At 34.4% G+C, this 13,935-nt stretch carries 11 protein-coding genes; 1 reads left to right on the top strand and 10 read right to left on the bottom strand.

Going from position 1 to position 13,935, the window contains the following annotated elements:
* Positions 1-79: 79 nt before the first annotated feature.
* From AC4PRO_RS14315 to clpB, 4 genes are all read right to left on the bottom strand, one after another.
* A complete protein-coding gene (locus AC4PRO_RS14315) occupies positions 80-877 on the bottom strand; it encodes a DUF1853 family protein (protein ID WP_492117807.1) in 798 nt (265 codons plus the stop codon).
* A gap of 678 nt (positions 878-1,555) precedes the next feature.
* The gene (locus AC4PRO_RS14310; protein ID WP_074723654.1) at positions 1,556-2,140 is read right to left on the bottom strand and encodes a toxin-antitoxin system YwqK family antitoxin; all 585 of its coding nucleotides are present in this window, start codon (positions 2,138-2,140) and stop codon (positions 1,556-1,558) included.
* A gap of 344 nt (positions 2,141-2,484) precedes the next feature.
* Positions 2,485-3,576, bottom strand: coding sequence for a hypothetical protein (locus AC4PRO_RS14305; RefSeq protein ID WP_074723652.1), 1,092 nt, complete (start codon positions 3,574-3,576; stop codon positions 2,485-2,487).
* Positions 3,577-4,027: 451 nt separating this feature from the next.
* Complete coding sequence (gene clpB / locus AC4PRO_RS14300; protein ID WP_492117806.1) at positions 4,028-6,634, bottom strand: ATP-dependent chaperone ClpB; 2,607 nt, start codon at positions 6,632-6,634, stop codon at positions 4,028-4,030.
* A 158-nt stretch (positions 6,635-6,792) separates the two neighbouring features.
* Between clpB and ytxJ the strand changes: the two genes are divergently transcribed.
* Positions 6,793-7,185 carry a bacillithiol system redox-active protein YtxJ gene (ytxJ, locus tag AC4PRO_RS14295; protein ID WP_492117805.1) on the top strand — a complete coding sequence of 131 codons (393 nt, stop codon included), beginning with the start codon at positions 6,793-6,795 and terminating at the stop codon, positions 7,183-7,185.
* A gap of 75 nt (positions 7,186-7,260) precedes the next feature.
* Here the strand turns inward: ytxJ and AC4PRO_RS14290 are convergent, their stop codons facing one another.
* The 6 genes from AC4PRO_RS14290 to AC4PRO_RS14265 form a co-directional block, all read right to left on the bottom strand.
* Positions 7,261-8,421, bottom strand: coding sequence for a hypothetical protein (locus AC4PRO_RS14290; RefSeq protein ID WP_492117804.1), 1,161 nt, complete (start codon positions 8,419-8,421; stop codon positions 7,261-7,263).
* Positions 8,405-9,403 (bottom strand): DUF2157 domain-containing protein, encoded by a 999-nt coding sequence (locus AC4PRO_RS14285; RefSeq protein WP_492117803.1) that lies wholly within the window; start codon positions 9,401-9,403, stop codon positions 8,405-8,407. The genes AC4PRO_RS14290 and AC4PRO_RS14285 overlap by 17 nt, the downstream gene beginning before the upstream one ends.
* Positions 9,404-9,555: 152 nt before the next feature.
* Positions 9,556-10,836 (bottom strand): argininosuccinate lyase, encoded by a 1,281-nt coding sequence (gene argH / locus AC4PRO_RS14280; RefSeq protein ID WP_492117802.1) that lies wholly within the window; start codon positions 10,834-10,836, stop codon positions 9,556-9,558.
* Positions 10,837-11,008: 172 nt separating this feature from the next.
* The gene (locus tag AC4PRO_RS14275) at positions 11,009-12,085 is read right to left on the bottom strand and encodes a M20 family metallo-hydrolase (RefSeq protein ID WP_492117801.1); all 1,077 of its coding nucleotides are present in this window, start codon (positions 12,083-12,085) and stop codon (positions 11,009-11,011) included.
* A 119-nt stretch (positions 12,086-12,204) separates the two neighbouring features.
* Positions 12,205-12,990: an acetylglutamate kinase gene (argB, locus tag AC4PRO_RS14270; RefSeq protein WP_492117800.1), complete on the bottom strand. Its 786-nt coding sequence runs from the start codon at positions 12,988-12,990 to the stop codon at positions 12,205-12,207.
* Complete coding sequence (locus tag AC4PRO_RS14265) at positions 12,980-13,927, bottom strand: N-acetylornithine carbamoyltransferase (protein ID WP_492117799.1); 948 nt, start codon at positions 13,925-13,927, stop codon at positions 12,980-12,982. Before AC4PRO_RS14265 ends, argB begins: the two co-directional genes overlap by 11 nt.
* Positions 13,928-13,935 lie beyond the last annotated feature (8 nt).

The following is a 13,935-nucleotide window of genomic DNA, read 5'->3' as shown; positions in this document are numbered from 1 at the left end:
ATAGAAATGAAAAAATTAACCGCTTAATTAAAAATCGAAATTTAAAATAGTACTCTTGTTTTATAGGGGTCAAAACAACCTACCACCAAACAATAAAAAATTCTAAATACGAATCTTTGTGTTTTTGCCAAATTAATGGAGCTTGTTTTTCATTAATAGAAGTGGTAATGTGTTTTTCTATACCATTAAAGTCCGTCCAAATTTCGTTTTCAGATGGATCCATTCCCCATTCCTTTTTTGAAGGTATGAAATAAGTTTTTGCAGAGTTATCAAGGCTAACAAATGTTTCAAGATTCAAATAATACCCTTTTACAGCTTTTTGATAAATAGGGCTAAAACTACCCTTGTATTCATAAGGAATAAACAAGGAAACTAATAAACATAGTGCTTGAGAAACATCGTTTATTGCTATAGTATCAAACGTTGATGTAGTGCAATTATGGTATAGTAAAGGAAATTGTTTTGCTTTTAATTTATCTAATTTCTCTTTCAAAGAATCATTCCTATTCGGGCCAATCCAGTTATTTATTGGTTCCGAAGAAATACTTGGGTCAAATAGATAAAACTTATAAGCTAACTCCATATGGATTAACTGCTTTGTGTCTTCATCTTCAATGATAAAATCAATTTCACCTATGGTTTTCGTGTCTTCAATGATCTGAATATTTTCATATAGGACATTATAGTTGGTGGATGACTTAATTAATTCCGATACAATTTTTTCTACTAAATGGCCTAATCTTACATTGGTTGGTAAAGAAAATTCTAGATGATTTCCTAAATGCAATACTGATAAATCAAAAGTTTGCATGCCTGTAATAGAAAAGTCAAGGCTATTTGCTTTTACAATTGATAATATCCTTGACTTTGTTTTCATTTTATAGCAGTTGTTAGCATAGTTTGTTCCTCAAAGATACAGCGAGAAAAAGTAGTGATTTACCAAAAATTATATAGAATTTCTACAAAATTTGTCATTTCGACGAAGGAGAAATCTCCGCATTACAGCCACAGCAATTTTTCTTTCGCAAAGAAACTCAGAGAGAGCCCAGAGATTAACGAAGATTTACTACAAAATTTGTCATTTCGACGAAGGAGAAATCTCCACATTTAAGACTCATCAATTTTTATTTCGCAAAGAAACTCAGAGAGCCCAGAGATTCCTGAAAATTTCTAAATAATTATTACAAACTAGGTCATTGCGAGGAACAGCTAGTCCACCGTGGCGGAAAGCAATCACACTAAGAGATTTTTCAAATGAGTGTCAAATAATATTCTAGAATAAAAGATTTTACAAAGTCCGGAGACTTCACACAGCCCAGAAAACAATTCTGCGCTAAAGATTGTGAGTATATCCGTGCGATCGGGCTTCACAAAGAATTCGCAATCAAATGCCACTCCGTTTGTCATTCTGAAAGAATCTCTACGAACTCTAATTTCTCAATTCGGAGCAGTAATTTTTACTACCATGTGAACCGCATTAGAAATGCTATGATTTCGTTTATAATGTAAGTAGGTACTCGCTGCAAACGAGCACTAGATGGGGGTTGGCCAATCGTTATTTTATATATTTGCTATCTTTAAAGTTTTGAACTTCTAATAAATTTCCATTTATATCATATACATTTAGTGTTCCGTTTCCGTCTTTTAGAGTGCCTTTATCTAATTTCTTTCCATTACCATCAAAACAATTAAGTATATTCATTAGTTTTCCATCAGTGTATAATCGTTCAGTATAAGTTTTTCCATTAGTGTGGTACCAATTCCATTGCCCAATCAATTTTCCATTATCTAATTTTCCAATTCCCTCTTTATTTCCGTTTTCGTAGAAAAATTTCCACTCTCCGTCTTGTTTTCCATTATTGAATTTACCGATCTGATGCAATTTTCCATTTTCGTGAAAAATTTCCCAAACACCTATTTCTGCTCCCTTAAGATATTTCCCTTTTTGAAATATCGTTCCGTTTTTATGATAAAATTTCCATTTTCCATCTTTTAAATCATTTGATGTTCTCCCGATTTTTTTTAATTCACCACTGTCATAAGTTTCTTTTGTCATTTTACAAGAAACAAGTAATAAAGTCGCAATAATTACAGTTATAATTTTTTTCATTAATTCATTCTTAATTTTTTGATGTTTCATTTTATAATTTTGTCAATAGGGCTACTCGTTGCATTCGAGCACCAGATGGGCATATCCGTGCGATCGGGCATTACAAAGAATTCGCAATCAAACGCAACTCCGTTTGTCATTCTGAAAGAATCTCTACGAACTCTACTTCCTCAATTCAAAGCAGTAATTTTTACTACCATGTGAACCGCATTAGAAATGCTATGATTTCGTTTATCATGTAAGTAAGTACTCGTTGCAAACGAGCACCAGATGGGACTCCATAGCGTTGACGGCATGTAATAGGTTCCGTTCAACCGCGGCTTTATTGTTTGGCTTTTCAAGCCCAACAAAGCCTTAGCTGTTGGCAGAAGTGACTATTTTTCGATTAGTATTAAGTTTTCTTTAATGTATTTTTCTAATGATTTTGGAATAGATTGAAAATATTCATTATCTACATTTTCCCAATAATTATTTTCAAAATCACTTGGTCTTTTAAAAGTATATGGACTATCAAACTCTTTAGATTTTATTTCATCAGTGTATTCTTTTTCAAGTAAAAAGAATTCGTGTGTTGCTTCAACTTTTTGAAACTCATTTTTCTTTTGTCTTTTTATGTCATAACTTCTGATTTCTTTAAAGTAAATAATATTTTCAAAATTCATTTTAGCAGGGTCATCGTTATTATAAATCGTATTGATGGTATAATTATTGAAATCGCTTTCCATTCCAAAAAGTTTCATTATTTTAGGATTTGTTTTTGAAATAATTTCCAATTGTAAATTTGAATTAGAATTAGATTTTGTGATTTTTCCCTTTTCTATGTTTTCTTTTTTGTCAAAAACAAGGATGTTTTCATTGTTTTCAGGTTTTAGATTATACTCATTTGTGAGGTTCTTATATTTTGTGAAATGATTAAATATTGGAACTCCTGCAACCATAAAATAAAAATTTTTACTTAATTGACTAATCGATTTGTTTTCAAAAGAGCGATAGCAAATTATTTTCATTTTTATTTTATCAGATTTTAGAGAAATATAATATTCAACAATTCCATCTATAAAATAATGAGGTCTGTCTTCATTAATTTGAATACTCCTAAAGTAACCTTTTAATTTTAGGTATTTATATGTTTTAGGTTTTGCTTTAATTACAACTTCTTCAAGTTCGGTTACAATTCGATTTAAAGAAATTATAGGCGTGTTTTTGAATGTTTCAATGTTTATTTCGGTAGTTTTATATGTAGAATTCACAAAAGTTAAACTCTTTGTTTTTGAACTATAAATTTTATTTTCTAAATCAGAAGAGATATTTCCATTAGTATCTGACAATCCAATTAAATTTCCATTCTCAGAATAAATTTCTACAAATGGTATTGTTTTTTCTGAAAAAGCTTCTTTGATTTTATGTTGAGAATAAATAGACGTAAAAATTAACGTAAATAAAATTAAGAATAAATGCTTTTTCATTTTTTTTTTTTTGTTTTTTCTCCGATTTTTTTCAGTCATTTCTGCAAACTAGTATATATGCTTTATAACATATCGCCTCTTTATAGCTTGAATACACGCCACTTAATAGCGCATATCTCATCAATCAAATATATACTATTTTATTTACAAATAATCGAATAGTTCATGATCTAAACGAAAAAAAATCTAATAGATGAATTTTACAGCATGTCATTGTCGCTCAGAATTTCCTTGCTCAACGATTAGTTTACGTTATTATGAAAAACTAAACCTTCTAACTAGCCCTGATCGAGGCGGCATCCTCGTAGTGAAACGAAGAGATATAGCCAAGAGCAGGAGGGAACGTGCTTACAAAAACAACTCCTTATGCTCCTAAAAATCAGCATAAAAAAAAACACCAGCCTTGCGACTTGTGTTTTAATACTACAACTAAAATATAAAAAATAATCAATTATTCTACTAACTCTGTTTGGTTTCTAAAAACCAATTCACCGTTGAACGCATCGAGCAGTATGATACTGTCTGTAGCAATTTTTCCGGCTAGAATTTCTTTAGAGAGGCTGTTCAATACGTCTCTTTGTATTACACGTTTCACTGGTCTGGCACCAAATTGTGGATCATATCCTTTTTCGGCCAGATAAGCGATAGCTTCGGGTGTGGCATCCATGGTAATTCCTTGAAGTGCAAGCATTTTAGAAACGCTTTTCAGTTGTAAACTAACAATCTTAGTGATATTAGCACTGCTCAAAGGAGTAAACATCACGATTTCATCGATACGATTGATGAATTCTGGACGTACAGTTTGTTTCAATAAACTGAGCACTTCGGTTTTTGCGGCCTCTGTGGCTTCTTCCATGCTGCCTTTTAGGTTTTCAAATTTCTCCTGAATAATCTGGCTTCCCATATTAGAAGTCATGATGATAATGGTATTTTTAAAATCGGCGAGACGTCCTTTATTGTCGGTTAATCGTCCTTCGTCTAATACTTGCAACAAGATGTTAAACGTATCGGGATGTGCTTTTTCTATCTCATCTAATAATATTACAGAATACGGTTTTCTACGCACCGCCTCCGTTAACTGACCGCCTTCGTCATAGCCTACATATCCCGGAGGCGCGCCCACTAAACGGCTCACGCTATGACGTTCCTGGTATTCACTCATGTCGATACGGGTCATGGCATTTTCATCATCAAACAGGTATTCTGCCAATGCTTTTGCCAATTCGGTTTTACCAACACCTGTTGTCCCAAGGAATAGAAAGGTTCCCACGGGTTTTTTCATGTCTTGTAATCCGGCGCGGCTTCTACGTACGGCATCACTTACGGCCTCAATCGCTTCTTCCTGACCTACGACACGTTGGTGCAATTCGGCTTCCAGATGCAATAGTTTTTCGCGTTCTCCTTGTAACATTTTCATAACTGGTATTCCAGTCCATTTGGCTACTACTTCGGCAATATCTTCGCGGGTTACTTCTTCTTTTATTAGGGAACTTCCGCCAGCTTGGTTCTCGACTAGCTCCTTATGTAAAACTTCGAGACGCTCTTGAGCTTCTTTGATTTTACCGTAACGAATTTCGGCTACTTTACCATAATCACCTTCGCGTTCTGCTCTTTCGGCTTCGTATTTATAATCTTCAATTTCTGTTTTTATCGCTTGTACATTATCAACAACATCTTTCTCTGATTTCCATTTGGCATAAATTTCGTTTCGCTCTTCTTTAAGATTGGCCAAATCCATTCCTAAAATTTTGAGTTTGCTTTCGTCTTTCTCTCTTTTTATGGCTTCAATTTCGATTTCGAGTTGCATTACTTTTCTATCCAAAACATCAAGTTCCTCGGGTTTTGAATTGATTTCCATGCGTATTTTTGAAGCGGCTTCGTCCATTAAATCAATGGCTTTGTCCGGCAGAAAACGGTTGGTAATATAGCGTTGCGATAATTCGACGGCAGCGATAATCGCCTCGTCTTTTATCTGTACTTTGTGGTGTGTTTCATATTTTTCCTTAATACCTCGCAGGATTGAAATTGCACTTTCAGTATCTGGTTCTTCAATAATTATTTTCTGGAAACGTCTCTCGAGCGCTTTGTCTTTTTCGAAATATTTTTGATATTCATCTAATGTGGTTGCACCAATAGCGCGCAGTTCTCCACGAGCCAAAGCTGGTTTCAGAATGTTTGCCGCATCCATTGCGCCTTCGCCACCTCCAGCGCCTACAAGTGTATGAATCTCATCAATGAATAAAACAATATCACCTTCGGCAGCAGTTACTTCTTTTACCACTGATTTTAGACGTTCTTCAAATTCTCCTTTGTATTTAGCTCCCGCAATCAAGGCACCCATATCTAGTGAGAATACGATTTTATCTTTCAGATTGTCTGGTACATCACCGTCAACAATTCGATGCGCTAAACCTTCGGCAATGGCCGTTTTACCTACGCCGGGTTCTCCCACAAGCATGGGGTTGTTTTTTGTACGACGCGTTAATATTTGCAATACTCTTCTAATCTCTTCATCACGACCAATTACAGGATCTAATTTCCCTGCTTTGGCGAGTTCGTTAAGATTTTTGGCATATTTATTTAAAGAATTATACGTTTCTTCAGCAGAGGCGGAAGTTACTCTTTCTCCTTTTCGCAATTCGTCGATTGCGGCTTTCAATCCTTTTTCGGTTACGCCTTGGTCTTTTAATATTTGGGCGGCTTTACTTTTCGAATTAAAAATAGCCAAAACTAAATGTTCGATTGAAACAAATTCATCGTTCATTTTCTTAGCAATAGATTCTGCTTCGTTTAAGGTAGAATTTGCCGTTCTAGAAAGCATTATTTCGCCTCCCGTTACCTTAGGAAAACTCTGAATCGTACTGTCTAAAATTTGAATAAATAGCGGCACATTTACATTTAGCTTTTTCAAAATAAAAGGAGTCACATTTTCGTCCACTTCAAGCATTGCCTTAAACAAATGTTCATTCTCAATTTGCTGTTGGCCTAAGTCCTGTGCTAACTGCTGTGAAAGCTGAATAGCCTCCTGTGATTTTATGGTAAATTTATTTATGTTCATGATTTTTTTGATGTTTATAGTTATATAACTACAGTTAATTGATAACTTTGCTACTAATCTTCAATTTACATTCCATTACAATAGTACAGACAAAATGGCTTATAAAATATGATTATTATCATGAAACCAAGTCAAAATGACTTAATAACAGACAAAATATGAGTTTTTTAAAAAATATCTTTGGTAGTTCTTCGGAAGACCAAAATGAATCTACACCTAAAATGAACTGGAATGCTTTAACTGATTTGGAGCAGCTAAATGAGATTGTTTCACTTTCTAATGAAAAACCAGTGGTTATCTTCAAACATAGTACTCGCTGCAGTATCAGTAGGATGGCTTTGAAACAATTTGAAAATGAATTTAACTTCCCAGATAAAGTTACACCTTATTTTTTAGATTTGATAGCACATCGTGAAATTTCTAACGACATAGCATCACGTTTTGGTGTAATGCATCAATCACCTCAATTACTGTTGATTAAGGATGGGAAATCAGTTTATGATGTTTCCCACAGCGATATCGATGCTGAAGCCTTGAAGAGTAAAGTATAGTTCTTATAAAGGATAAAAAGTAAGCTACGAATTCACTAATTAATAATTTGATTAGTGAATTCGTGGCTTTTTATTTTAAAATTCTCCACCAGAACCTCCGCCACTAAATTCACCGCCGCCAAATTCTATATTTGACTCGGTTGTAATTTCCGGCTTTAAGCCCAGTTGCGAAGAAATCAGTATTTCGGCATTCAAAAAAGCATTTGTTTTTGTTAAACGATCAGGTTTGAATGTCACTCCAGCTTCTTTGTCTTTTAGTTTTTTTATTACGAAGTAAGTAAATCCAAAGAGGAATACTCCGCCAAGGGTTAATACAATTTCAATAGGTAAAATAGCATAATAAAATCGGATGGTATAAATAGAAAAACCAAGTGCTAAGAACCCAATCCAAAGCATTATTCTATCTTTTTTTAAAATCGAATAAATTAAATAAAATAAGGGCACTGCAAAGGTAAAACCGTAAAAGAAGAATGCGAATGAGATATCATGACCTGGAACAATGGCCGCATCAAGCAGAAGAACTGAAAGTTCTCGCACTACTAGATAATTTCCTGAAAGATAAAAGAGAATAAGGCTAAAACTATTCGCTAATAAAACTCCTTTGTAGTAAAAATTGGGTACTAATTTAGAGATTATTGTTTTACTTAAAAAATAGATTGCTGCAGCAAATAACATTATTACAAAAGGTAAAATGGTTTTTCCGGTAGTACCAATTTCAAACATGGCGTATGTTAGCGTTGCTGTTAGTGCTAAACAAAATAGTAGTGCCATGGAGAGATGTAAATAACGGAGATAGTTAATTAATGCGGTTAGTGTGATAATAGAAGCAATTACGATTTCGTTTCCATCGGTTAAAAGTCCTATAGCTATTGCCAAATTTAATTGGGATCCTATTATAAAGGCATCATCTAATCCATGACCATAAAATTTTAGACGGGTCAAGGCTTCTGCTCCTGCAAAACCAACCGCGGCATATAGAAATACAATAACTTTAAAATTTTCACCTATTGCATTTTCGCTAATTAAAGTTAAGAAACCACAAATAGAGGAATATAAAAAACTTCCCAGTATGAAAAAAGCCAGTCTGATTAATAGGTTGTTACTACCTTTAGGAATTGTTAATTGTTTAGAAATCACTTTATATTGTTCACTATCTATGAAGCTAGCTTCTTTTAAAGAATGTGCTTCTTCGACTAGAGTTAAATTCTCTAACTCTACTTTATCGTATACTATCATCGTTGCTGTTTTTATTGAATTTTTTAATAAGGCGAATAAATAGGATTATAGAAACGATTAAATAAAAGGGGATAAAAAAGGAGAAAGCAATTAAAAAATCATCAATCTTTAGAAATTGAATGGCTTTGAATAATAAGATATTAACTCCAATATAGGCGTAAATGATAGTGAAAACAAAAAGAGAAACAGATTTGACTTTGTAACTGGATATATAAAAGTAATACAACGCAGCAGCTAAAATAACTGCGAATACTAACCAGTATGGCTCAAATAAATTATTGACACAGGAAATACTTATAAGGTGTAATCCAAAAGTCAAATACACTAAAGTAAAATGTTTTTTTAATGTAATCTGGTTACTATAAATAGACAAAAGAACAAGTACTATTCCTAAGCCAATTGCTGAATAGCTTAAGGTGTTTGTTTCGTAAAAATCATTATTAAGCAGTGCTTGAGGACTAACTGTTAAACCAATGTATGCGGCTAGACCGGTGATAGCAATAGATAAGATGCTTTTGTTATCAAAATAGTAGGCACAAAAGAGTCCGATGGCAGTGGGAATTAAAGTAGCTAACCCATAATGAGTGCCAAAGGCAGTGTATTGAAATTGTAAATAGCCTATAAAAATACAAGTCAAAAGAACAGCCGCAAGAATAAGGTAATCAAATATGGGGTTGTCAAAACTTGTTTCTCCTTTCTGAAATCCAGTGCTATTTTTAAAACTAAAAAAATAACAAACAATAGTTACAATTAATAATATAGATAAGATAGCAATATGACCAATCGTATCAATATTTTGATAAATCAATATTCCAATCCCTGTCGTAAAAGACAAAATAGAAAGGTATAGAAACAGTTTTAACTCGAGATTTAGTGAAAAAATTTCCAAACTTCGATATGCTTTAACTTGTTTGAATTGGGTATCCGTTATTAATTTTTTCTCAAAAAGGGCTTGAGTTGCTTGTTCTTCAAAGGGGTTCATATTTATAATTTAAATTGGCTACTTTCAAATATATGCAAAATGTGTTAATTTTCGGAGTTTAAAATTACTTTGATTTGGACTGATTTAAAAAACAAAAAAATCCATTCGTTTGAAGGAATGGATTTATAAAATAGTTAGGTATGAAGTAGTTTTTAGAAAGCCAAATTCATTTTATCCTTAATCTCTGCTAAACACAAATTATTGATACTTCCTTCATGGGTATGTTTAGTTTCTTTTGGAGACTGAAAGGTACCGTTTTCAAGCTGTTCTGCAACGGCTTTGTAGGCATCTCTAAAAGGGATTCCCGCCACCACCATTTCGTTTAAAGTATCTACGGTAAATAAGTAGTCGTATTTTTTATCGGCTAAGATATTGTCCTTTACTTTGATGTCTTTGATCGAAAAAATGGCAATATCCAGACAAGCTTTTAGGTTTTGAATGGCCGGGAATAATCCTTCTTTCAATAGCTGTAAATCTCTATGGTAGCCGCTTGGAAGATTATTAGTAATTAAGGTAATTTCGTATGGCAACGCTTGAATCTTGTTGCATTTACCACGGATTAATTCAAATACATCTGGGTTTTTTTTGTGTGGCATAATGCTAGAACCTGTAGTTAAATGTGCAGGCAAACCGATAAAATCAAAATTCTGACTCATGTACAAACAGACATCCATAGAGAACTTCGCCAAAGTTGCTGCCACGCTACTCATTGCAAAAGCTAAAATTTTCTCTGATTTTCCACGGCTCATTTGTGCAGCAACCGAATTGTATTTTAAGGTTTCGAAACCCAATTCTTTTGTAGTGAATGTTCTATTGATAGGGAAGGAGCTTCCGTATCCTGCTGCAGAACCTAGCGGATTTTGATCCACCACTTTTAAAGCAGCATTCAACATCGTGATATCATCAATCAAGGTTTCGGCATAAGCAGAAAACCACATTCCGAACGAGGACGGCATCGCGATTTGTAAATGGGTATATCCTGGTAATAATACATTTTGATGTTTCTCGGCTGATTCCATCATCAAATCAAACAAGGTTCGTACTTGCTCTTTTAAATCTGTAATAACATCCTTCAAATACAAGTGAACATCAACTAATACTTGGTCATTACGGGAACGAGCGGTGTGAATCTTTTTACCCGCATCACCTAATTCTACCGTTAGTAGATATTCGATTTTCGAATGTACGTCTTCAAAGCTGTCTTCGATTACGAAATTTCCTTTTTCGACATCAAGGATGATTTCTTCTAAAGCCGAAACTAGAGATGTAGTTTCTGAATCGGTCAAAAGTCCAATTTGGCCCAGCATTTTGGCATGAGCAATAGAGCCCAAAGCATCGTATTTTGCCAGTACTAAATCGAGTTCTCGGTCATTGCCAACGGTGAATTGTTCGATTTGCTTATCAGTAGGTATTCCTTTTTCCCAAAGTTTCATAGTGGTGTGTTTTGTTTCGCAAAGATACTCGAAGGTGACCCAGAGCATCGCAAAGTTTTATATATTAATCTTATTGTTACCACAAAATGCTAGCCCTGATAGCAGTGGAAATCCTTTTATTTTTTATCTAAAAAATAAAAGATTGTAACGGATAGCGGGAAATTGCTCCCAATTATTCTATTTTCTTAAAGAAATCCCCCAGTATTTTAACATACAATTTGATTCCTTCTTCAATTTCGTTTACATATATAAATTCATCTGCGGAGTGCGACCGCAGCGTATCTCCAGGGCCTAATTTCAATGATTTACAGTTCAAAACCGATTGGTCAGAAAGAGTAGGAGAGCCATAAGTCGTGCGACCTAAAGCAATTCCGGCTTGCACTAATCCGTGCGATTCTGGAATAGAAGACGAACTTAAATTCATAGATCGGGGAGTAACTTCGGCATTGACATTGTCTTTTACAATTTGTAAAATTTCATGATTCGTATAACAGTCGTTGACACGGATATCGATAACCAAATCACATTCTGACGGCACGACGTTGTGTTGTTTTCCGGCATTGATTTGGGTAACGGTCATTTTTACAGGGCCTAATTGCTCTGATATTTCGTCGAAAGTATAATTTTTAAACCATTCCATCACGGGAATTGTTTTATAGATGGCATTATCTTCGTTTTGATGGGCAGCGTGACTTGGCGTTCCTTTTATCTTTACGTCAAGAACTAATAATCCTTTTTCGGCTATTGCCAATTGCATTAAAGTAGGTTCTCCTACAATAGCACATTCTAGTTCCGGTAAATGTTGTAGGACACTATTTAAGCCTTTTTTACCGCTGCTTTCTTCTTCGGCAGAACCAACAATTACAATATTATAAGGCAAATTTTCTTTAGCATAAAAATGAACAAAAGTAGCCAACAAAGAAACCAAACAACCTCCTGCATCATTACTCCCCAATCCGAACAATTTCCCGTCTTTTACAATCGCCTTAAACGGATCGTTTGTGTAGGCTTGGTTGGGTCTTACAGTATCGTGGTGTGAATTTAAAAGTAGGGTAGGTTTAGCGGCGTCAAAATGCATGTTGTAAGCCCAAACATTATTGTTTTCTCTTTTGAAAGGGATATCGTTTAAATTGAACCAGTTTTCAATTAGTAAAGCGGTCTTATCTTCTTCACTTGAAAAGGAAGGAGTCTCAATTAGTGCTTCTAAAAGGGAAATAGCTTCTTGTGTAAGGATTTCGATGTTTTTCATTTTATTTTTGTTTTTGCCACTAAGGCGCAAAGGCGCAAATTTTATTTTTTATTAGATATGCGATAAACAATATCCGTTGCTACACCTTCTCCTTTGGAGAGGGCTGGGGTGCGGACATTTTATAGTTGTATTGTTGTACAAATAGCATCGTCGTTTTGTAACATGCTATGGTGTCCAATTCGTATTTTTTGAACTCCTTTAGACAAGCTATTGAAGCAATTATCTAGTTTTGGAATCATTCCTGAATGAATGGCTTTTTCTACTTTTAATTTCGAATATAATTCGGCATTCATATTTAAAATTACAGAGGAATTATCTTCTGAATCGAATAAAACGCCTGGTTTTTCAAAACAATAATTCAAAGTCACCTCAAATACTTCTGACAAGGCAATGGCTAATTCACTTGCAATAGTATCCGCATTTGTATTTAATAACTGCCCATTTTTATCATGGGTAATCGCACAAAAAACAGGAACTATTCTGCTAGAAAGTAAAGTTTCTAGTAGGGGCGTATTCACTGATTTCACATCGCCTACAAAGCCGTAATCGATGGTGGGATGGTTCCTTTTGTCAGACTGAATTAAATTTCCATCCGCTCCAGAAAATCCCATCGCATTAGTATTATGTGCTTGTAATTGAGCTACAATGTTTTTATTGATTTGCCCAGCATAAATCATTACTACCACATCAAGCATAGGCGCATCAGTGATACGACGTCCGTCAATCATTTGTGGAACTAAACCAATGCTTTGAGCCATTTTTGTCGCTGACTTTCCCCCGCCATGAACAAGTATTTTATAGCCTTCAATTTTGGAGAAATAAGTTAGAAACTGTTGTAGCTCTTTGGGATCATCAATAATGTTTCCACCAATTTTTATTACTATAACGGATTTTTTATTGCCCATTTTTTAATATTTTTTGCAACACTAATTGTACGGCATAGGTTCTATTGTTGGCCTGTTCAATTACAATTGAATTTTCGCTGTCTAGTACTTCATCGGTAACAATTACATTACGTCTAACTGGTAAACAGTGCATGAACTTGGCTTTATTAGTCAGTTTCATTTTATCTGCTGTTACTGTCCAATTTGGATCACTATTAGTGATTTTTCCGTAGTCTTTATAGCTACTCCAGTTTTTAGTATAGATGAAATCGGCATTTTCAAATGCTTTATTTTGATCGTATTCAATCTTCGAATCTTTTGTAATTTCTGGATTCAATTCGTAGCCTTCAGGATGCGTAATGACAAAGTCTGCATCTTGCAACTGCATCATTTCCACAAAGGAATTGGCTACAGCCTGAGGTAAAGCTTTGGGGTGTGGTGCCCAAGATAAAACTACCTTTGGTCTGTGTGCTGTTTTGAATTCTTCCATGGTAATCGCATCAGCAAGAGACTGCAAAGGATGTCCTGTTGCAGCTTCCATATTAACGATAGGCACAGTGGCATATTTTAAAAATCCAGCCATTACGGTTTCGGCATTGTCTTTTTCTTTGTCTACCAATCCAGCAAAAGCTCTAATAGCGATGATATCACAATATTGAGACACTACTTCTGCAGCTTCTTTTATATGTTCAGAAGCGCCCTGATTCATGACAGCTCCATCTTCAAATTCCAGTGTCCAACCTTCATTTGTGAAATTCATGACCATGACATTCATACCTAAATTTAGAGCTGCTTTTTGTGTACTTAATCGTGTTCTTAAACTTGGATTAAAAAACAACATCCCTAAAGTTTTGTTCTTTCCTAGTTTTTTATTTTTAAGCGGTTGGCTCTTAATTTTAATTGCCGACTTTACCCATTTAGAGAGTGAGTCGATATCTTTTATTGAAGTGTAGTTCATCTTTTTTA

The organism is Flavobacterium sp. DW-iso2 (assembly GCF_058725285.1).
Note: the sequence above shows the minus strand (reverse complement) of the source record. Positions and strands in the feature narration are given on the sequence as shown.

Bases quoted from the DNA above. Each gene is read 5' to 3' on its own strand.
- AC4PRO_RS14290 (WP_492117804.1), bottom strand. From the start codon at position 8,421: ATGATAGTATACGATAAAGTAGAGTTAGAGAATTTAACTCTAGTCGAA.
- AC4PRO_RS14275 (WP_492117801.1), bottom strand. From the start codon at position 12,085: ATGAAAAACATCGAAATCCTTACACAAGAAGCTATTTCCCTTTTAGAA.
- AC4PRO_RS14265 (WP_492117799.1), bottom strand. From the start codon at position 13,927: ATGAACTACACTTCAATAAAAGATATCGACTCACTCTCTAAATGGGTA.
- clpB (WP_492117806.1), bottom strand. From the start codon at position 6,634: ATGAACATAAATAAATTTACCATAAAATCACAGGAGGCTATTCAGCTT.
- AC4PRO_RS14305 (WP_074723652.1), bottom strand. From the start codon at position 3,576: ATGAAAAAGCATTTATTCTTAATTTTATTTACGTTAATTTTTACGTCT.
- argH (WP_492117802.1), bottom strand. From the start codon at position 10,836: ATGAAACTTTGGGAAAAAGGAATACCTACTGATAAGCAAATCGAACAA.
- AC4PRO_RS14315 (WP_492117807.1), bottom strand. From the start codon at position 877: ATGAAAACAAAGTCAAGGATATTATCAATTGTAAAAGCAAATAGCCTT.
- ytxJ (WP_492117805.1), top strand. From the start codon at position 6,793: ATGAGTTTTTTAAAAAATATCTTTGGTAGTTCTTCGGAAGACCAAAAT.
- argB (WP_492117800.1), bottom strand. From the start codon at position 12,990: ATGGGCAATAAAAAATCCGTTATAGTAATAAAAATTGGTGGAAACATT.
- AC4PRO_RS14285 (WP_492117803.1), bottom strand. From the start codon at position 9,403: ATGAACCCCTTTGAAGAACAAGCAACTCAAGCCCTTTTTGAGAAAAAA.
- AC4PRO_RS14310 (WP_074723654.1), bottom strand. From the start codon at position 2,140: ATGAAACATCAAAAAATTAAGAATGAATTAATGAAAAAAATTATAACT.